The sequence below is a fragment of the Streptomyces antioxidans genome (genome assembly GCF_000968685.2).
Taxonomy (GTDB): Bacteria; Actinomycetota; Actinomycetes; order Streptomycetales; family Streptomycetaceae; genus Streptomyces; species Streptomyces antioxidans.
Window position 1 is genome coordinate 22,356 of sequence record NZ_LAKD02000001.1, and the last position, 19,898, is coordinate 42,253.

The following is a 19,898-nucleotide window of genomic DNA, read 5'->3' on the forward strand; positions in this document are numbered from 1 at the left end:
GCGACTCCCGGCAGGGCGCGCCCCCGGGGCGGGAGAGGCGCGCCCCCGGGCGGGAGACAGGGCCCCTGCCGTCTATTTCGCGTCCGCGTAGCACTCCACCGCCGCCATGGTGAAGGGGAACCGGACCGGGGTCGGTCCGAAGGCGATGCGCCCGGCCGTCCCGCCCGCCTCGGCGATCGCCTCCCGGACCGCGTCGGTCTCGTCCTCGGGGCAGTGCACGATCACCTCGTCGTGCTGGAAGAAGACGATCTCCGCGCGCAGCCCTGCCCCGGTCAGCGACCGCCGCAGCGCGGCCAGCATCAGCAGGGCCCAGTCGGCGGCGCTGCCCTGCACCACGAAGTTCCGGGTGAAGCGGCCCCGGGCGCGGGCGCCCGCCGTGCTGCCGTACGACGGCTCCTCCTGGTCCCGCGGCAGCCCCGCCTCGTCGGCCGTCTCCTCGGCGGCGCCGCCCGCGGGCGGGCAGGTGCGGCCCAGCCAGGTGCGCACCAGCCGGCCCTCCTCGCCCGCGCGGGCCGCCTCGTCCACGTACGCCACCGCCGCCGGGAAGCGCCGCCGCAGGGCCGCGAGGTGCTTCAGGCCGTCGCCGGAGGTCTGGCCGTACACCGCGCCGAGCAGCGCCAGCTTGGCCTGGTCGCGCTGACCGGAGAAGGCGCGGTCGGACAGCGTCGCGTACAGGTCCCGGCCGCTGCCCGCGACCTCCATCAGCCCGGGGTCGCGGGAGATCGCGGCGAGCACCCGGGGCTCCATCTGGTCGGCGTCGGCCACCACCAGCCGCCACCCCGGATCGGCCACCACCGCGCGCCGCACCACCTTGGGGATCTGGAGCGCCCCGCCGCCGTGGGTGGTCCAGCGGCCGGAGACGGTGCCGCCGGGCAGGTACTCGGGGCGGAAGCGGCCCTCCCGCACCCAGGACTGGAGCCAGGCCCAGCCGTGGGCGGTGTGCAGCCGGTAGAGCTTCTTGTAAGCCAGCAGCGGCTCCACGGCGGGGTGGTCGATCCGCTCCAGCTCCCAGGCGCGGGTCGAGCCCACGGCGATGCCCGCGCGGGCGAACGCCCTGACGACCTCGGCGGGCAGATCGGGCCGCACCCGGGTGCCGAAGGCGCGGGAGACCTCGTCGGCCAGCTCGGCCAGGCGCCGCGGCTCCAGACCGCCCGGATAGCGCTCGCCCAGCAGCTCGTCCAGCAGCTCCCGGTGGCGATCGGCCCGCCAGGGCACCCCGGCGCGCCGCATCTCGGCGGCGATCAGCATCCCGGCCGACTCGGCGGTGGTCAGCAGCCGCATCCGGTCCGGGTGCTCGGCCGCGTCCGTACGGACCAGCTGGCCCGCGTACACCCCCAGCAGCGCGTCCAGCGGATCGGTGCCCGGCGGCAGCGGCGGCGGACCGGGCTCGAACAGCGACGGCTGGCCCCCGGCCGCCCGGGGCGGCGGATCCTCGGGGACGGGCAGCCCGCGCGGCCGCGCCCAGGCGGCGGCGAGCGAACGCGGTGCGCCGGAGCGCCCCTCATGGCCCAGGAGCAGCGCCTCGGCCGCCTCGATGTCATAGGCCCGCTCGACCCGCACCCCGGCGGCCAGCAGCCGTGGATAGACCTCGGCGGTAGACCGCCACACCCACCGGTCGGCGTCGGGGCGGGACCGCACGGCCTCGGCGATCCCGCCCTGCTCCGCCGTGACCTCGACGACCGGTCCGGCGGCCCTTCCCCCGGGGTCGAGCGGGCAGAGACGAACACCCCCGTGGTCCGTCTCCGCCGCCGCCCATCTCATGCCCGGGATTCTGGCAGGGGGGTCTGACAACGACGCTGAGGTCCGACATCGACGCCGATTCGCGGATTCCAACGCTCCGGGGCGAGGCCCGCTCAACCCCGAGGCGGACCCGGACGTCATTCATGACGACTGCTCTTCTTCACTCCGGGCAGAAGATCTCCGGTGTCGGGTGATCATGCCGATACGCATGGTGCACGTGCATCTGCCTGTGCATCTACCTGCGCATACGCAGATGCATTTGCCCATGCGTTCGCAAAGGAACGCAGCTATGATCCCGGACAGTTGACAGCTGCACGCATGCACGAACAGTGGAGAAGCCCTGTGCGCGACCACCCCTACAACGGCATGGCGGCCGCGGACCTCCGGGGAGTCCTCTGGCAGAAGAGCAGACACAGCAACTCCCAGGGGTCGTGTGTCGAGTTCGCCAAGCTGCCCGGTGGGGACGTGGCCGTCCGCAACTCCCGGTTCCCCGACGGACCGGCGCTGATCTACACCCCGGCCGAGGTCGAGGCGATGCTGCTCGGGGCCAAGGACGGCGAGTTCGACCATCTGGCGCACGATTCTGCAGGTCTGGGCTGATCGCCGCGGACGCGCGACACTGGTAGTGGCGATCGGGGGGACCCGACCCATGTGAGACGGCGATGAACGGCTCGGTCCGCGTCGGACGTGTACTCGGGGTACCACTGCGGATGCACTGGAGCGTCCCGGTGCTGATCGTGCTGCTCGCTTACGGGCTCGGCCGCGAGACGCTGCCCGCGTGGACCCCCGGCCGGACCGGCGCCGTCTACGCCGTCGCCAGCGTCGTCGGCGCCGTACTGCTGATGGGCAGCCTGCTGCTGCACGAGGCCGCGCACGCGGTCGCCGCCCGCAGAAGGGGCGTCTCGGTGGAGGACGTGACGCTGTGGGCGCTTGGCGGCATGACCAAGATGGGACGGCCCCGCACCGCCGGGGTCGCGTTCTGGGTGGCCGTCATCGGGCCGCTCACCAGCCTGGTCATCGGCGGTGTCGCGGTCGGCGCGGGGATCGGGATGCACGCGCTCACCGGATGGGGCGTGCCCACGGCCGTGCTGATCTGGCTGGGCTGGGCCAATCTGCTGCTGGGCGTCTTCAATCTGCTGCCCGCCGCGCCGCTGGACGGCGGGCGGGTGGTGCAGGCGGTGATCTGGTGGCGCACCGGTGACCGGGAGCGTGCCGAGCGGGCGGCGGGGCGCAGCGGCCAGGTCCTCGGCGTGGTGCTCATCGCGGTCGGCTGGATCTCCTTCCTGCGCGGGAACAACGGCGGGCTGTGGCTCTCGCTCATTGGCCTCTTCATGGTGATCGTCGCCAACGCGGAGCGGCAGCGGGCCGGTGTCAACGCCGCGCTGCGCGGGGTGCGGGTGGTGGACGCGATGTCCGCCCCGGTGGCCACCGGGGCCGACTGGCTGGCCGTGGGGCGGTTCATCGACGAGGTGGCGGCCCACGCCCGGCATTCGGTGATGCCGCTGCTGGACTTCGACGGCCGACCGAGCGGGGTCGTCCAGCTGCGCGCGCTCGCGGCGGTGCCGTCCGAGGCCCGGGAGGAGCGGCGGGTGCGCGATGTGGCGATACCGCTGGCGCGGTGCACCGTGGCCGTGCCCGATGAGCTGCTGAGCGAGGTGCTGGAGCGGGCGCGTCCGGGCGCTGGCGCGCTGCCGGTGCTGGTGGTGGACCACGGGCAGCTGGCGGGGATCGTCACGATGCACGATGTGAACCGGCTCTTCCAGCTGCACGGCCTGGGCATCACCACGGCCCCGCCGGAGTCCACCAGCCCATGAGGGGTTGCCCGGCGTTGGAGACGGGCCGTTGCCCACCCCTATGCGTATGCGTATCCGTACGTGTGACGCGCTACGCGCATCCCTGCGCGCTACACGCCGGGGAGCCGGAATACGGCCCAGACGATCTTGCCGCGCGGGGAGCCCGCCAGCGGCTGCCATCCCCAGCCGTCCGTGAAGGACTCCACCAGATGGAGCCCGCGCCCGGACTCCTCGCCACAGCCCGCCTCCCCTGCCACCGGCCCCACCTCGCTGGGGTCGCGCACGGCGCACACCAGCCGTGAGGGGCCGCGCATCAGATGGAGCCGCACCGGCCGCTCAGGCTCACCGGCCCCGACGGTGCCGGACAGGGCGTGCCGGAGGGCGTTGGTGACCAGTTCGGAGACGACGAGCGCCACTTCGTCGAGGAGTTCGGGGATGTTCCACTGCCGCAGGGTCGAGCCGGTGAACTGCCGGGCCCCCTTGACCGCTTCATAGCGGGCGGGCAGGGCGCAGGAGACGGATCCGGAGACGACGGCGGGATCGATGGCGGCAAGCCCTTGCCACAAGGGTTCCAGCAGGGTCGAACCTTCGCTCCCCATGCGAGCACTCCTGCATCCGTGGCCGTGACGAACTCTGGCCAGATTTCGTACCAGCTAGCACGTGCGCACATCCCATGGTTCCGAATGCGCACGTCAGATGCAAGGGCAAATGCACGTGCACGCGGGGCAGTTGGTCCGCTCTGCTTGGTTTTGCCGGAATTTCTGACTCCGTACACTGGCGTGCGTCATCGGGTTGAGTAACGACGCGCCTACTGCGTGAAGCCCGAACAGTGGCAGACTTCGCCCTCAGGGGCTGCGGGGGCGCCGTTCGCAAGGATGCTTTCCGTACAGGGAGGACCGCGGAAATGGCCGCAGGCGAGTCGAGTGGATCGGTGGTGCGCCGCATCCTCCTGGGCTCTCAACTCAGACGGTTGCGCGAGGACCGCGGCATCACCCGCGAGGCGGCGGGCTATTCGATCCGGGCATCCGAATCCAAGATCAGCCGGATGGAGCTGGGCCGGGTGAGCTTCAAGGCGCGGGACGTCGAGGATCTGCTGACGCTGTACGGAGTCACCGACGACGCGGAGCGCACGGCACTGCTCGGCCTCGCCCGCGAGGCCAATGTCGCCGGATGGTGGCACAGCTACGGCGATGTGCTCCCCGGCTGGTTCCAGACCTATGTCGGCCTGGAGGGCGCAGCCTCCGATATCGCCTGCTACGAGGTGCAGTTCATCCACGGTCTGCTGCAGACCGAGGGCTACGCCCACGCCGTGGTCACCCGCGGTCAGCCGCAGGCGTGCTCCGCGGAGGTGGACCGACGGGTGGCGCTGCGTCTTGAGCGGCAGAAGCTGCTGGTCTCCGAGCGCGCCCCGGCGTTCCACGTGGTCCTGGACGAGGCCGCGCTGCACCGCCCGTACGGCGGGCGCGGTGTGATGTCCGCCCAGCTGCGCCACCTGGTCACCGTCTCCGAGCAGCAGAACGTGACGCTCCAGGTGATGCCGTTCTCCTTCGGCGGGCACGCGGGGGAGAGCGGGGCGTTCACCCGGCTGCGCTTCCCGGAGCCCGACCTCCCCGACATCGTCTATCTGGAGCAGCTCACCAGCGCGCTCTATCTGGACAAGCGCGATGAGGTCTCGCAGTACGAGCGGGTGCTGGAGCGGCTTGGCGCGGACAGCCTCTCCCCCGAGAAGAGCCGGGATTTGCTCCGGGGCCTCCTTCACGAAGCGTGACCCGTCAGTAGGATGACGTGTGGTCAGGAGTACCCCCCCACATGCGCGGCTGTCGGGGTCCGGCACCGCGTCCTGCAGATAGGGATGGCATGTCCTACTTCTCCGAGTTGGCCCTTCAGTTCATCGACGGTGAGTGGCGCGGCGGAAGCGGTTCGTGGGACATCGTCGACTTCAACCCCTACAACGGGGAGAAGCTGGCCTCCATCACCGTGGCGACCGTCGAGGAGGTGGACCTGGCCTACCGGACGGCCGAGCGGGCGCAGCCGGAGTGGGGCGCCACCAACCCCTACGCCCGGCGGTCGGTCTTCGAGCGGGCGCTGCGGATCATCGAGGACCGGGAGAAGGAGCTCTCCGAGACGATCATCGCGGAGTGCGGCGGCACCCATGTGAAGGCGGGCTTCGAGCTGTACCTCGCCAAGGAGTTCCTGCGCGAGGCGATCCATCTGGCGCTGCGGCCCGAGGGCCGCATCCTGCCGTCGCCGGTGGACGGCAAGGAGAACCGCCTCTACCGGCTGCCGGTGGGCGTGGTCGGCGTCATCAGCCCGTTCAACTTCCCCTTCCTGCTGTCGCTGAAGTCGGTGGCCCCCGCGCTCGCCCTCGGCAACGCCGTCGTCCTCAAGCCCCACCAGAACACCCCGGTCTGCGGCGGCGGTCTGGTCGCCAGGGTCTTCGAGGAGGCCGGGCTGCCCGCCGGGCTGCTCAATGTCGTGGTCACCGACATAGCGGAGATCGGCGACGCCCTGATCGAGCACCCCATTCCGAAGGTGATCTCCTTCACCGGCTCGGACAAGGTCGGGCGGCACGTCGCGACCGTGGCCGCCTCCCACTTCAAGCGCACGGTCCTGGAGTTGGGCGGCAACAGCGCGCTGGTCGTGCTCGACGACGCCGATCTGGACTACGCGGTGGACGCGGCCGTCTTCAGCCGCTTCGTCCACCAGGGGCAGGTCTGCATGGCGGCCAACCGGGTGCTGGTGGACCGGGCGGTCGAGCGGGAGTTCACCGAGAGGTTCGTGGCCAAGGTGGAGACCCTGAAGGTGGGCGATCCGGTCGACCCCACCACCCATATCGGCCCGCTGATCAACGAGGGCCAGGCCGAGGCGATCACCCAGCTCGTCGACCAGACGATCGCCGAGGGCGCCACCGCTCTGGTGCGCGGCCGCACCGAGGGCACCCTGATGGGGCCGACCGTGCTCAGCGGGGTCCCGGAGGGCTCGGCCATCCTCGGCCAGGAGATCTTCGGCCCGGTGGTGACGCTGATCCCGTTCGACGGCGACGACGAGGCCGTGCGGATCGCCAATGACACCGACTACGGGCTCAGCGGGGCCGTGCACACCGCCGATATCGAGCGCGGGGTGCGGTTCGCCCAGCGGATCCACTCCGGCATGATCCATGTGAATGACAGCACGGTCCACGACGAGCCGATCGTGCCGTTCGGCGGGGAGAAGCACTCCGGTCTCGGGCGGCTCAACGGGGAGTCGATGATCGAGGAGTTCACCACCACCAAGTGGATCTCCATCCAGCACGGCCGGAGCCAGTTCCCGTTCTGAGGCGGCCGCTGAGGCCGGGGGAGAGGGGACGCGGCTCGCGGACGGAAGCTGACCGCAAGCCTTCCTAATGTGGGGTTCATCGAAGGGCGCCGCACCCGGGCGCCCTCCAGATGAGAGGCGGCGGCCATGCCCGTGATCGTGAACCCCGAGGCCTGTCAGAGCGAGTGCGGCGCGCTGCTGGCGTACCTGGACGCACAGCGCGGCGGCATCCGCCGCTCGGTGCACGGCCTGACCGAGGAGCAGGCCCGCAGCGTCCCCAGCGCGAGCGCGCTCTCACTGGCCGGGGTGCTCAAGCACGTGGCCACGGGCGAGCGCGGCTGGCTGCGCGTCCTCCGGGGCGAGGCGGGCGACCCCAGGGACCAGATGTCCGAGTGGGAGCACACCTTCGAGCCCACCGAGGACGAGACGGTGGAGGCGCTGCTCGCCCTGTACGACGAGGTGGCGCGCGAGACCGAGGAGGCCGTACGGGCCCTGCCGTCGCTGGACGAGACGTTCGAAGCGCTCCGGCTCCCCTGGGACGAGGGCGGCACCCGCACCTGGCGCTGGGCGGTACTCCACCTGATCGAGGAGGTGGCCCGGCACGCCGGTCACGCCGACGTCATCCGCGAGACGATCGACGGCAAGGGCGCCTTCGACCTCGTCTTCGAGACGGGGGCGATGCCGGAGCCCGACTGGTCGGTCCTGGAGCGGTGATCCGCCCGGCCCGCCGGTCCCCTAGCCTTGGTCACCTCGGGGGTCGGGACCAGGATGGAGACGAGCGGGCGATGTCAGCGATCCGGCTGCTGGTGTTGGGGGCCGTGCGGCAGCACGGGCGGGCGCACGGCTACCAGGTCCGTAACGACCTGGAGTTCTGGGGCGCGCACGAGTGGTCCAGCGCCAAACCCGGGTCCATCTACCACGCGCTCAAACAGATGGCGAAGCAAGGGCTGATGCGCGCGCACGACGTCGCGCCGAGCGCGGTCGGCGGGCCGCCGCGGACCGAGTACGAGCTGACCGGGGCGGGCGAGGAGGAGTACTTCCGGCTCCTGCGGGAGGCGCTGCTGCGCCATGACCAGAAGATCGACGAGCTGACGGCCGGGGTGGGCTTCATCGTGGACCTGCCCAGGGACGAGGCGATCACCTTGCTGAAGCGGCGGGTGGCGGCGCTGGAGGAGTGGCGGGCCGAGGTGACCCGGCACTGGACGCCGGCGGACGGCACCCCCGAGGACTGGGGCCATATCGGCGAGATCATGAAGTTCTGGGTGCACTCGGCGAACAGTGGTGCGGAGTGGACCCGTGGGCTGATCGACCGGCTCGAGGGCGGGGCGTATGTGATGGCGGGCGAGGGGGAGCGCTCGGTGGAGGTGCTGCCGGAGGGCGTCATCAACCCGTACGCCACGCCCGGCGCCGACTGAGGCACCACTAGGCGGATCGGGAGCGGCCGACAGCCGCCCTCGGTTAATCAAATTTGACTAGCGGTGCCGCGAGCGGTATCTTCCGGTATTCGTAGTCAAACTTGACTACGAGGCTGTGGAGCGTGGCCGCGTCGCGCGGAGAAACGCGTAAGGGAGAGGGGAAGACCTTGGCCGACAGCGATCCCGCGATCGTCGTCGAGGGGCTGCGGAAGACCTACCGGGACAAACAGGCCCTCGCCGGACTCGACCTGACCGTCGCGCAGGGCACCGTGCACGCCGTGCTCGGCCCCAATGGCGCGGGCAAGACCACCTGCGTACGGATCCTGGCCACCCTGCTGCGGCACGACGGCGGCCGGGCCGAGGTCGCCGGGTACGACGTGCTGCGCGACCCCGACGAGGTCCGCTACCGCATCGGCCTCGTCGGCCAGCACGCCGCGGTGGACGAGGAGTTGAGCGGACGGCAGAACCTGGAGATGTTCGGCCGCCTCTACCACCTGGGCGGCCGCCGGGCGGCCGCCCGCGCGGACGAGCTGCTTGAGCGGTTCGGCCTCGCCGGAACCGGCACCAGGGCCGTCAGCCAGTACAGCGGCGGGATGCGCCGCAGGCTGGACCTCGCGGCCAGCCTCATCATGCAGCCGCGGATCCTCTTCCTGGACGAGCCGACCACCGGGCTCGACCCCCGGGGCCGTACGGAGGTGTGGAACGCGGTCCGCTCGCTGGTGGACGGCGGTACGACCGTGCTGCTCACCACGCAGTACCTGGAGGAGGCGGACCAGCTCGCCGACCGGGTCTGCGTGATCGACGGCGGACGGGCCATCGCCGACGGGACCGCCGAAGAGCTCAAGGCCCGGCTCGGCGGCGACCGGATCGAGGTGGTGCTGCACGACGCGGCCCAGCTGCCCGCCGCCGCCTCGGTCGTGTCCAGGGCGACCGGCGCCGCCGGGGTCGAGACCGACCCCGACCGGCGGCGGCTCGGCGCGCGGGTCACCGACCGGGTGGCCGCGCTGACGGAGACCGTAAGGGCGCTGGCGGCGGCCGGGATCGAGGCGGAGGACATCGTGCTGCGCCGCCCCACCCTCGACGAGGTCTTCCTGCACCTCACCGGGGAGCCGAGCACGGCGGACACCACCACGGCGGAAACCGCACAGGAGGAGATCTCCGTATGACGACCGCGACCTTCATCGACTCCTGGACCATGACCCGCCGCGGACTCGCCCACTGGGCCCGGCAGCCCGTCCAGGTGGCCGTCCAGCTGGTCTTCCCGGTCATGATGCTGCTGATGTTCGCCTACTTCCTGGGCGGCGGGATGACCGTCCCGGGCGGCGGCGACTACAAGGACTACCTGGTGCCGGGCACGCTCGCGCTCACCATGGTGTTCGGCCTCGAAGGGACGATGCTCGCCATCACCCAGGACCTCAACAGGGGCGTCATCGACCGCTTCCGCTCGATGCCGATGGCCCGCTCGGCGGTCCTGGTCGGGCGCAGTGTGCTGGACATGCTCCAGTCGGCGCTCGGCCTGCTGGTCCTGCTCGGGGTCGGGCTCGCGATGGGCTGGCGCTGGCACGGCGGGCCCGGCGACGTGCTGCTCGCCGTCGGGCTGCTGCTGTGGCTGCGGTTCGCGATGCTGTGGCTCGGCATCTTCCTGGGCATGGCCGCCGGGCGCCCGGAGATGGTGCAGGCCGTCCAGATCCTGGTCTGGCCGGTGGGCTTCCTCTCCAACGTCTTCGCCTCGCCCGGGACCATGCCCGACTGGCTCGGCGCCATCGCGGTCTGGAACCCGATGTCGGCGACGGCCACCGCGATCCGCGAGCTGTTCGGCAGCCCCGGCGGTGGTGGCGGCTCCTGGGCGGCGGACCACGCCCAACTCCTCGCCGTCTGCTGGCCGCTGGCGCTGACCGCGGTCTTCCTCCCGGTCGCGGTGGGGCGTTACGGGCGGCTCAGCCGCTGACGGCGCCCCCGGCCCCGCGAGCCGCGCGGGTCACACCTCCACCGGTCGTCGCCGGTTGCGGATACGGTGCAGGTATGGGGAACGACAGGTCGGGCACGGGGGCGGAGACGGTGAGCGGGCCCGGATACGCCCTGCTGCTCGCCGCCGGTCCGGCCGGGAAGCAGCGGCTGATGGACGCGGCCGCCGCGCTGCCCCAGCTCGCCGCCGTGCCACCGGCGGCGCTGCTGGGCACGCCCGGCGGCGCCAGCGTCGTCCAACTCGTCGACCCGGCCGATCCGCAGACCGTGCTGACGCATCTGCGGACCGCCGCCGCGCACCCGGGCCCGGTGCTGGTCCATCTCGCGGGCCAGCTGACCCTCGACGCCAAACAGCGGCTGCCGCACCTGGCGTTGGCCCGTACCACCCCGAGGACCGCCCGCTATACGGCGCTGCCCTGGCACTGGCTGGCCGCCGAGCTCGGCCGGAGGCCGCCGGGCAGCACCGTCGTGGTCGCCGACCTGGTGGCCGACGAGACGGCCTGGCCCCCGCTGAGCACCGCGGGCCCGTCCGCCCTCTCGGCCGGACTCACCCTCTACGGCACGGTGACACCCGCCCCGCCCAAGCGGCGGCTGGCCACGCCGGACTACAGCCGGGCGCTCGCCGCCCTGCTGCGGGCCGCCCCCGAACGCCCGCCCCTCGCTCTGCTCCACCAGCGCGCCGCCCAGGACGCCGGTCTGGGCCCGGGCCCTGAACTCCTCCTGAACGGTGCCGAGCCGGCCGATGCCTACGCGCCCCCGGCCGTCGCCCCGCGGGCGGCGCAGGCCGGGCAGAGCGCGCCGCTCGGGGCGACTGGAGGGGCCGAGGCGGCGGAGCGGGCCGTACCGGCTGAGCAGGCTGGGCCGACCGGGGCCGCTGGACCGGCGGACGCCCCCGCGCCCCCGCCGCCCGGGTGGGCGCCCGAGGCCGATCCGCTGGCCTCGACGCACGCGGCGATATTCGAGGCGGCCAACGCGGGGCGGCACAGCGAGGCGGCCTCGATGGCGGCCGCCTGGGAGCAGGAGGCGCTGCGGACGGCCGGGCCCCGGTCCGACGAGGCGATCCACTGGCTGGAGGTCCGCGCCGACCTCTGCCGTATCGCCGGGGACCCGGCCCGCGCCTGCGAGCTGTGGCTCGCGGTGGCCGGCGCACGGCTGGGCAACGGGGAGCCGGTCGGGCACCCCGAGGTCGAGGGGGCCGTGGACCGGGCGCACCACCAGTGGCAGTTCGTGGCGGACCGGGGCAGGGCCGGTGCCCTCGCCCCGCTGCTGATCGAGCTGCGGGGCCGGGTGCCCGGCCGCCGACCCGGTGCGCTGGAGGCGGTACGCCGCCGGGCCGAACTGCTCCGCACCCCGGCCCGCACGCCCTGACCGCCGTCGCCCCCGGCCGGAGACACTGGGCTCAGTGGTGGAACGACGTGACGACCTTCCCCATGGGCGCGGACTGTGACCGCAGTTCCGGCAGCAGCGACCCCAGATCGGCCAGGAAGAGGCCGGCGAGGTCTTGCGAGAAGCCGTTGCGGCACACCACCCGCAGTACGGCAAGGTCCTCCCGGTTGGGCGGGAAGGTGTACGCGGGCACCAGCCAGCCGCGTTCGCGCAGCCGCCGGGAGACGTCGTAGACGTCGAAGTTGCGGACCCCCTCCGCCGTGGTGAACGCGAACACCGGGAGCTGATCGCCGCGGCTGAGCATGGTGAAGTCCCCGAACGCCTCGATCCGCTCGGCGAGCGAGCGCGCCACGTCGCGGGTCTGCTGCTGGACGGCGCGGTAGCCTTCCCGGCCCAGCCGTACGAAGGTGTAGTACTGGGCGGCCACCTGGGAGCCGGGGCGGGAGAAGTTGAGCGAGAACGTGGGCATGTTGCCGCCGAGGTAGTCGACGCGGAAGACCAGCTCCTCGGGCAGCACGTCCGTCGTACGCCACAGCGCCCACCCCACCCCGGGGTAGACCAGGCCGTACTTATGGCCCGAGGTGTTGATGGAGGCGACCCGCGGCAGCCGGAAGTCCCACACCAGGTCCGGGTCGAGGAACGGCGCGATCATCGCGCCCGAGGCGCCGTCCACATGGACCGGGACGTCCAGGCCCGTGCGTTCCTGGAGGTCGTCCAGCGCCCGGCACACCTCGGCGACGGGTTCGTAGGAGCCGTCGAAGGTGGAGCCGAGGACCGCGACGACCCCGATGGTGTTCTCGTCGCACAGCTCGGCGGCGGCCTGGGGATCGAGGTGGAACCGGTCGCCCTCCATGGGCACCTGCCGCGCCTCGACCTCCCAGAAGTCGCAGAACTTCTCCCAGCACACCTGGACGTTGGTGCCCATGATCAGATTGGGGCGGGCGGTGGCCGGATAGCGCACCGGGTTCCGTTTGGCCCAGCGCCGCTTGAAGGCCATTCCGGCCAGCATGCACGCCTCGCTCGAGCCCGTGGTGGAGCAGCCCACGACCGCGTTCGGGTCGGGGGCGTGCCACAGATGGGCGAGCATCGTCACGCACCGCCGCTCCAGTTCGGCGGTGCGCGGATACTCATCCTTGTCGATCATGTTCTTGGCGAGGCAGTCGGACATCAGCCTGCCCGCCTGCGGCTCCATCCACGTGGTGACGAACGTGGCGAGATTCTGGCGGGCGTTGCCGTCCAGCATCAGCTCGTCATGGACGAACTGATACGCCGTCGTGGGCGCCATCGGCTCATCCGGCAGGCAGTGGCGCGGAGGGCTCGCGGTCATGCCGCTGACCGGATTGGCCTCGCCGTAGACCGGATTGACGGAGAAGTCGGGGCTTTCGTCGAGGTCGCGGTGGCCGGGAGTGCCTTTATGAAGTGCCATCTTCGTTAAATTAGGGGCATAACGGAGATAAACCCCGATCCCGCGCCGTTCCTCCGCGGTCCGCCCGTCCCGCGCCACCGCGTCCCGGCTACCCCGCGCTGCTGAGCGACAGCTTCGCCGCGAAGCCGAGGAACGCCGTGCCCGCGGCAGCCGAGAGCCCCGCGCGCAGCCGCCGGCGCCGCCGGAACGTGGCCGCCAGATAGGTACCGGTGAAGATCAGCACCGTCAGATAGGTGATGCTGAACAGCTGCGCCCAGGCGCCCAGCGCCACGAAGGACAGCGCCGGATGGGCATAGTCCGGATCCACGAACTGGACGAAGAAGGAGATGAAGAAGAGGATCGCCTTCGGGTTCAGCAGGCTGATGACCAGCGCCCGGCGGTACGGGCGCTCGCCCTCCGTGGACCCCATGGCCGCGTCCACGGGCCCGTCCGCGCCCCGCGCCTCCGCCGCGCCCCGCGCCTCCGCCGCGCTCCGGGCCGCCTCCGCCGTGTCCCGCGCCTCCGCGGTTCCCGGGCGGCGGCGCCACGGCGCCCGCGCCCCGCGGAGCATGCCCACCGCCAGCCAGGTCAGATAGCCCGCGCCCGCGAACTTGACCACCGCGAACAGCACCGGGCTGGTGTGCAGCAGCGAGGCCACCCCGCCCGCCGACAGCGCCATCAGCACGGCGTCGCCGCACAGCACCCCGGCCGCCGCCCGATAGCCGGTACGGGGGCCGCGGCGGGCCGCGACCGAGACCACATACAGCGAATTGGGGCCCGGCAGCAGGATGATCAGCGCCAGACCGGCCAGATACGTCGAAAGATCGGTTATTCCCAGCACGATCGGCAGAATGACAGCGGAGCGCCGCGCCGCCCAGTCGGTTTCGCCATCCGGACTTGCACCTCACGCCACGTGAGGGAGCACCGTGGAACCCGTACCGAACAGAAAGAGAGCGGATTCGGCCATGAGCTATTCCGTAGGAGAGGTGGCGAGCTTCGCCGGCGTCACGGTGCGCACGCTGCACCACTACGACGAGATCGGGCTGCTGCGCCCCGGCGCCCGCAGCGCGGCCGGGCACCGGCGTTACGACGACGCCGACCTCGACCGGCTGCAGCGGATCCTCTTCTACCGGGAGCTCGGCTTTCCGCTCGACGAGGTGGCGGTGCTGCTCGACGACCCGGACATCGATCCGCAGGCCCACCTGCGGCGTCAGCACCAGTTGCTGGCCGACCGGATCGAGCGGCTGCAGAAGATGGCCGCCGCCGTCGAACGAGCCATGGAGGCACGGAAGATGGGCGTCAACCTGACCCCCGAGGAGAAGTTCGAGGTCTTCGGGGACGCTGACCCGGACCAGTACCAGGAGGAGGTCGAGCAGCGCTGGGGGAACACCGAGGCGTACCGGGAGTCCCAGCGCAGGGCGGCCTCGTACACCAAGGAGGACTGGAAGCGGATCCTGGCGGAGGGAGAGGACATCAACAACCGCTTCGTCGCGCTGATGGGCGCGGGCACCCCGGCGGAGTCCGAGGCGGCGATGGACCTCGCCGAGGAGCACCGGCAGTGGATCAGCCGCAACCACTACGAGTGCGGCCATGAGATGCACACCTGCCTGGGCCGGATGTACGTCTCGGACCACCGCTTCACGGAGAACTTCGACAAGGCCGGGCCGGGGCTGGCCGTGTACCTCAGGGACGCGATCCTCGCCAACGCGGAGCGGCACGGCCATGAGGTGTCCGACGCATAGGGAACCGAGGGCACCCACACGGCGTTGATAGCTTTGGGCGGCACACTGCGAAGAACACTCAGTCCGCCCGAACCCTGCGGCCGGGCCTCGCACGAGCCTGCATTCCTCGACCCAGGAGCCTCACCCGTGACCACCCTCGCGCTCGGCCCTCAGTGGCTGGACCCGGACTATCTGATCGATACCTTCGGTCTGCTCGGCGTCCTGGCCATCGTTTTCGCGGAGTCCGGCCTGCTCATCGGCTTCTTCCTGCCCGGCGACTCGCTGCTGTTCACCACCGGCCTGCTGGTGACCACCGATGTGATCAAGCAGGATCTGTGGCTGGTGTGCGTGGCCGTGGCGGTCGCCGCGGTCCTCGGTGACCAGGCCGGATATCTCTTCGGCCGGAAGGTGGGGCCGTCGCTGTTCCGGCGTCCCGACTCCAGGCTCTTCAAACAGGAGAACGTGGAGAAGGCGCATGAGTTCTTCGAGAAGCACGGGCCGAAGTCGCTGATCCTCGCCCGCTTCGTGCCCATCGTGCGGACGTTCACGCCGATCATCGCGGGCGTGAGCCGGATGAACTACCGCTCGTTCATCATCTTCAACGTGATCGGCGGTGTGCTGTGGGGCACCGGCGTCACGCTGCTCGGCTCGGCGCTCGGGAAGGTCGACTTCGTACATCAGCACATCGAGCTGATGCTGATCGCGATCGTGCTGCTGTCGGTCATCCCGATCGTGATCGAGTACCTCCGGGCCCGTGGCAAGGCGAAGAAGGAGGCCGCGGCGCAGCCGGAGCCGGAGGGGCCGGCCGCGGGCTCCGCCTCCCAGGGGCCGCGCGGGCGCCACGCCAAGCGCTGAGCCGCGGGCCGCGGGGGCGGACGTCAGCCCGCCCTCGGTGATCCCCCGTCTCCCACGTCGTTCCTTCCCCCCTTTCACCAGGCTTCACATCTGTCACACACCGCCCCCACCTCCCGGTCGGCGGTCACCGCACCGCACAATGGGCTCCGGTGGCCGCCGATGCTGCATCCTTGGCTGCTGGAAACCGTACGGGGAGGGCTGGTGAGGAGCGAGCAGACGTGAGGTCGGACCGTCAGCAGGTGCCGCGTGCCGTGAGCGCGGCGGAGACGGACACGGGGGAGCAGCAGAAGCCGCTGTCCGACGAGGCGCACAGCGCCTTCACCCCGCCCCTGGGCATACCCCTGCCGCCGCCGCCCGAGGACGAGCACCCGACGTCGGAGTTCGCCGTTCCGGACGGGCTGACGGCGGAGACCCCCGCCGAGCCCGGGGGCTCGGCGTTCGTGCCGCCCGCCGGGGTGAAGACCGCCTCCAACAACCAGACCACCGGCGGCTTCCCCATCATCACCCCGCCGAACGGCATCCCCGTCGTCCGGCTGACCAAGGAAGCCCCCTGGCAGGACCGGATGCGCACGATGCTGCGCATGCCGATCAGCGAGCGCCCGACGCCCGAGAACGTCGAGCGGCAGGACGAGACGGGCCCGGCCGTACCGCGTGTGCTCGACCTCACGCTCCGCATCGCCGAACTGCTGCTCGCGGGCGGCGAGGGGGCCGAGGACGTCGAGGCGGCGATGCTCGGCGTGGCGCACGCGTACGGGCTCGACCGCTGCGAGCCGACCGTCACCTTCACCCTGCTGTCGGTCAGCTACCAGCCCTCGCTGGTCGACGACCCGGTCACGGCCAGCCGTACCGTACGGCGCCGGGGCACCGACTACACCCGGCTGTCCGCGGTCTTCCGGCTCGTGGACGACATCACCTCGCGGGACGACTTCACGCTGGAGGAGGCGTACCGGCGGCTCGCCGAGATACGCCGTAACCGCCACCCCTACCCCGGCTGGGCGCTCACCTTGGCCGGCGGCGGGCTGGCGGGCGCGGCGAGCATGCTGGTCGGCGGTGAGTGGCCGGTCTTCTTCGCGGCGGCCCTCGGCGCGATGCTCGGCGACCGGCTGGCGTGGCTGGCCTCCGGGCGCGGGCTTCCGGAGTTCTACCAGTTCGTGGCCGCGGCGATGCCGCCCGCCGCGATCGGGGTGGCGCTCAGCCTCGCCAACTCCGGGCTCCAGGCGTCCGCCGTGATCACCGGTGGGCTGTTCGCGCTGATCCCGGGGCGGGCCCTGGTCGCGGGCGTCCAGGACGGGCTGACCGGCTACTACATCACCGCGGCTGCGCGGCTGCTGGAGGTCATCTATCTGATCGTCGGCATCGTCTGCGGGGTGCTCACGGTGCTCTACGGGGGGCTCCAGCTCGACGCCAAGCTCAACCCGGACGCGGCGCTGCGCCATGTGGAGCGGCCGTACATCCAGATACTGGCGGCGATGCTGCTCGCGCTGACCTTCTGCATCCTGCTCCAGCAGGAACGTCACACCGTGCTGTTCGCCACGCTCAACGGCGGGGTCGCCTGGGTGGTCTACGGTGCGCTGGCCGACACGGCCAACGTCCCGCCGGTGGCCGCCACGACCGTGGCCGCCGGGCTGGTCGGCCTCTTCGGCCAGCTGCTCTCGCGGTATCGATACGCCTCGGCGCTGCCGTACGTCACGGCGGCGATAGGGCCCCTGCTGCCCGGTAGCGCGACCTACTTCGGGCTGCTCGCACTGGCCCAGGGCAACCTGGACCGCGGGATTCCGCACCTCACCCAGGCGGCGGCACTGGCCCTGGCGATCGCCATAGGGGTGAACCTGGGAAGCGAGGCCGCGCGCCTCTTCCTGAAGATGCCCGGCGCGGACGCCGACCCCTCCGGCCGCCGCGCCGCCAAGCGCACACGGGGCTTCTGACCGGGCCCGGGACGAGACGGTCCCCGGGCGGCCCCCGGTCCGGAAACGCGGGAGGGCGGGGCACCCGTACGGTGCCCCGCCCTCCCGGCGCGGATCAGGACTCAGGACTCGGGGACTCAGTGGCCGCCGGCGGCCTCGAGACGCTTGATGGACGCCTCCACCTCGGCCTCGGCCTCGGCGCGGCCCACCCAGTTGGCCCCCTCGACCGACTTCCCCGGCTCCAGGTCCTTGTAGACCTCGAAGAAGTGCTGGATTTCCAGGCGGTCGAACTCTGAAACGTGGTGAATATCACGCAGGTGCTCCACCCGGGGGTCGGAGGCCGGTACGCAAAGCAGCTTGTCATCGCCGCCCGCCTCGTCGGTCATCCTGAACATGCCGATGGCACGGCACTTGATCAGGCAGCCGGGGAACGTCGGCTCGTCGAGAATGACCAGTGCGTCCAGCGGATCACCGTCCTCGCCGAGGGTGTTCTCGACGAAGCCGTAGTCCGCGGGGTAGCTGGTCGACGTGAAGAGTCGCCGGTCAAGGCGGATGCGACCCGTCTCGTGGTCCACCTCGTACTTGTTCCGCGAACCCTTCGGGATCTCGATGGTGACGTCGAACTCCACGGGTGGCTCCTCCATGATCAACACATACGTCTGGTGATTAAGTGTCCCCCACGCAGGTGTGTGGTGGCGAAAGGGGCTGGTCGGTCGTGCCTGAAGCCCGATCGAGGCAGGTCAGGGAGTGGCTGGGGCACCGGCTGAGCCGTGGGCGACGCGAGTTGGGCCGGATGCGCGGGCGTGGGCTGCGCGAATGGGACCGAATGCGCGGGCGTGGGCTGCGCCAATGGGACCGAATGCGCGGGCGCGGGCTGCGCCAATGGGACCGCGTGCGCGCCCGCGTCCGGCGCGCATGGCGGAGTACGCCCCGGGAGCAGCAGCGGACCTGGCAACTGGTGGCGGTCTCCGCGGCGACCGGCCTGGTGGTGGCCGTGGGGTCGGTGCTGGTGGCCGGGCCCTGGGACGGCGGTCAGCGGACGGCCGAACGCGCCCGGGCCGCCGAGGACGGTGCCCCGGGCGGGCGCCACGGCGGCCCGGAGCGCCCCGCGCCCAGCGCGGCGCCCGTCCTGGCGGCGCTCGGCACGCGGCCCGCGCCCCGGTCGCCGGACAGCGGCGACGACGCCGTGCCGCCGCCCACCGGGGCGGGGCTCGCCGACACCCTCGAACCGCTGCTGAAGGACCCCGCGTTGGGCGATGAGCGCTCGGTGGCGGTGATGGACGTGACCAGCGGTCAGCAGGTGTTCGGCGCCAAGGCGGGCACGGCCGCCGTCCCCGCCTCGACGATCAAGCTCGCGACCGGGGCCGCGGCCCTCTCCGCCCTCGGCCCGGACCACCGCATCAGGACCAGCGTCGTGGCGGGCGCGGGCAGTCATGACATCGTGCTGGTCGGCGGCGGCGACCCGACGCTCACCGCACGGGCCGTCAAGGGGGACGACCACCCCGCCGCACTCCGCCAGTTGGCCGATGACACCGCCCGCGCCCTGAAGAAGCGCGGCGCGGGCCCCTACCGGCTCGGCTATGACACCTCGCTCTACTCCGGGCCGAAGCTCCACACCATCGGCCCCAACGAGAACCTCTCGCCCGTCGTCCCCCTGATGGCCGATGAGGGCCGTACGGACGACAGCGACCACGGTCCCGCCCCGCGCGCCGAGGACCCGGCCGCCGACGCGGCCGGAGCCTTCGCCGGGATGCTGCGCGACCGCGGCGTCGAGGTGAAGGGCGACCCCGGGGCGCGCGAGGCCGCCAAGGGCGCCCGTACGGTGGCCTCCGTACGCTCCCAGCCGCTGTCCTCGCTCGTCGAGCGGATGCTGACCACCAGCGACAACGACATCGCCGAGGCCCTGGCCCGGCAGACCGCCCTGGCCGCGGGCGAGCCCGCCAGCTTCGAGGGCGGGGCGAAGGCCGTGACCCAGCGGCTGCGCAAGCTCGAGCTGCCGCTGGGCGGTGCCCGGATCGCGGACGGCAGCGGGCTCGACCGCGCCGACCACGTCTCCGCCGGGCTGCTCGCCCAGGTGCTGGTGCGCGCCGCCGACCACGGCCACCCCGAACTGCGGTCGCTGCTCACCGGGCTGCCGGTGGCCGGTTTCACCGGAACCCTGCGCACCCGTTACGCCCAGGACGGGGTCGGCCGGGGCGTGGTCCGCGCCAAGACCGGCACCCTCACCGGGGTGAACAGCCTCGCGGGCTCGGTCGTGGACGCGGACGGGCGGCTGCTGGTCTTCGCGTATCTGACCAACGGCACCACCGACGCCACCGGCGCCCAGCGCGCCCTGGACCGGATGGCCTCGGCCCTCGCCAACTGCGGCTGCCGCTGAGCGGAGGGGCCACCCGGACGCGGGGCGGCCGCCAGTGCGGACC

The 19,898-nt window shown here is 72.0% G+C and carries 18 protein-coding genes; 13 read left to right on the top strand and 5 right to left on the bottom strand.

The genetic code is table 11. The features are described from left to right. Nucleotides 1–72: 72 nt before the first annotated feature. Nucleotides 73–1,761 (bottom strand): bifunctional 3'-5' exonuclease/DNA polymerase, encoded by a 1,689-nt coding sequence (locus tag VT50_RS00110; RefSeq protein WP_046087145.1) that lies wholly within the window; start codon nt 1,759–1,761, stop codon nt 73–75. Nucleotides 1,762–2,058: 297 nt separating this feature from the next. On the opposite strand from VT50_RS00110, the gene VT50_RS00115 reads away from it, so the two are divergent. Together VT50_RS00115 and VT50_RS00120 are read left to right on the top strand one after the other, a co-directional pair. Then, nucleotides 2,059–2,340, top strand: coding sequence for a DUF397 domain-containing protein (locus VT50_RS00115; RefSeq protein WP_046087144.1), 282 nt, complete (start codon nt 2,059–2,061; stop codon nt 2,338–2,340). A 62-nt stretch (nt 2,341–2,402) separates the two neighbouring features. Next, complete coding sequence (locus VT50_RS00120; RefSeq protein ID WP_046087143.1) at nt 2,403–3,554, top strand: site-2 protease family protein; 1,152 nt, start codon at nt 2,403–2,405, stop codon at nt 3,552–3,554. Between the two features lie 89 nt (nt 3,555–3,643). Here the strand turns inward: VT50_RS00120 and VT50_RS00125 are convergent, their stop codons facing one another. Further along, a complete protein-coding gene (locus tag VT50_RS00125; protein ID WP_046087142.1) occupies nt 3,644–4,132 on the bottom strand; it encodes an ATP-binding protein in 489 nt (162 codons plus the stop codon). Nucleotides 4,133–4,437: 305 nt separating this feature from the next. Here VT50_RS00125 and VT50_RS00130 point away from each other — a divergent pair, with 305 nt between their 5' ends. From VT50_RS00130 to VT50_RS00160, 7 genes are all read left to right on the top strand, one after another. Further along, nucleotides 4,438–5,301 (top strand): helix-turn-helix domain-containing protein, encoded by an 864-nt coding sequence (locus VT50_RS00130; protein WP_046087141.1) that lies wholly within the window; start codon nt 4,438–4,440, stop codon nt 5,299–5,301. An 89-nt stretch (nt 5,302–5,390) separates the two neighbouring features. Beyond that, nucleotides 5,391–6,848, top strand: a complete 1,458-nt coding sequence (locus VT50_RS00135; protein WP_046087140.1) for an aldehyde dehydrogenase family protein — start codon at nt 5,391–5,393, stop codon at nt 6,846–6,848. Nucleotides 6,849–6,974: 126 nt separating this feature from the next. Then, the gene (locus tag VT50_RS00140) at nt 6,975–7,541 is read left to right on the top strand and encodes a DinB family protein (protein ID WP_046087139.1); all 567 of its coding nucleotides are present in this window, start codon (nt 6,975–6,977) and stop codon (nt 7,539–7,541) included. Nucleotides 7,542–7,612: 71 nt separating this feature from the next. Beyond that, a complete protein-coding gene (locus VT50_RS00145) occupies nt 7,613–8,242 on the top strand; it encodes a PadR family transcriptional regulator (RefSeq protein WP_046087138.1) in 630 nt (209 codons plus the stop codon). 167 nt (nt 8,243–8,409) lie between these two features. Beyond that, on the top strand, nt 8,410–9,408 hold the full coding sequence (locus tag VT50_RS00150) for a daunorubicin resistance protein DrrA family ABC transporter ATP-binding protein (RefSeq protein WP_046087137.1): 999 nt from the start codon (nt 8,410–8,412) through the stop codon (nt 9,406–9,408). Continuing rightward, the gene (locus tag VT50_RS00155) at nt 9,405–10,190 is read left to right on the top strand and encodes an ABC transporter permease (protein WP_046087136.1); all 786 of its coding nucleotides are present in this window, start codon (nt 9,405–9,407) and stop codon (nt 10,188–10,190) included. Before VT50_RS00150 ends, VT50_RS00155 begins: the two co-directional genes overlap by 4 nt. A 74-nt stretch (nt 10,191–10,264) precedes the next feature. Then, entirely contained in the window at nt 10,265–11,575 is a 1,311-nt protein-coding gene (locus VT50_RS00160; protein ID WP_046087135.1) for a hypothetical protein, read from the top strand. 31 nt (nt 11,576–11,606) lie between these two features. Here VT50_RS00160 and gad read toward each other — a convergent pair whose 3' ends face one another. Further along, the gene (gene gad, locus VT50_RS00165) at nt 11,607–13,019 is read right to left on the bottom strand and encodes a glutamate decarboxylase (protein WP_046087134.1); all 1,413 of its coding nucleotides are present in this window, start codon (nt 13,017–13,019) and stop codon (nt 11,607–11,609) included. 88 nt (nt 13,020–13,107) lie between these two features. Continuing rightward, entirely contained in the window at nt 13,108–13,839 is a 732-nt protein-coding gene (leuE, locus tag VT50_RS00170; protein ID WP_046087133.1) for a leucine efflux protein LeuE, read from the bottom strand. A 124-nt stretch (nt 13,840–13,963) separates the two neighbouring features. On the opposite strand from leuE, the gene VT50_RS00175 reads away from it, so the two are divergent. The 3 genes from VT50_RS00175 to VT50_RS00185 all read left to right on the top strand — a co-directional run bounded on the left by VT50_RS00175 (nt 13,964) and on the right by VT50_RS00185 (nt 17,499). Next, nucleotides 13,964–14,740 (top strand): MerR family transcriptional regulator, encoded by a 777-nt coding sequence (locus tag VT50_RS00175; RefSeq protein ID WP_046087132.1) that lies wholly within the window; start codon nt 13,964–13,966, stop codon nt 14,738–14,740. Between the two features lie 126 nt (nt 14,741–14,866). Further along, the gene (locus VT50_RS00180; RefSeq protein WP_046087131.1) at nt 14,867–15,574 is read left to right on the top strand and encodes a DedA family protein; all 708 of its coding nucleotides are present in this window, start codon (nt 14,867–14,869) and stop codon (nt 15,572–15,574) included. A gap of 218 nt (nt 15,575–15,792) precedes the next feature. Beyond that, nucleotides 15,793–17,499 (top strand): threonine/serine exporter family protein, encoded by a 1,707-nt coding sequence (locus tag VT50_RS00185; RefSeq protein ID WP_046087130.1) that lies wholly within the window; start codon nt 15,793–15,795, stop codon nt 17,497–17,499. A 116-nt stretch (nt 17,500–17,615) separates the two neighbouring features. Here VT50_RS00185 and VT50_RS00190 read toward each other — a convergent pair whose 3' ends face one another. Then, nucleotides 17,616–18,107: an inorganic diphosphatase gene (locus VT50_RS00190; protein ID WP_014061662.1), complete on the bottom strand. Its 492-nt coding sequence runs from the start codon at nt 18,105–18,107 to the stop codon at nt 17,616–17,618. Between the two features lie 197 nt (nt 18,108–18,304). Here VT50_RS00190 and dacB point away from each other — a divergent pair, with 197 nt between their 5' ends. Further along, the gene (dacB, locus tag VT50_RS00195; RefSeq protein ID WP_420822161.1) at nt 18,305–19,855 is read left to right on the top strand and encodes a D-alanyl-D-alanine carboxypeptidase/D-alanyl-D-alanine endopeptidase; all 1,551 of its coding nucleotides are present in this window, start codon (nt 18,305–18,307) and stop codon (nt 19,853–19,855) included. Nucleotides 19,856–19,898: the final 43 nt, after the last annotated feature.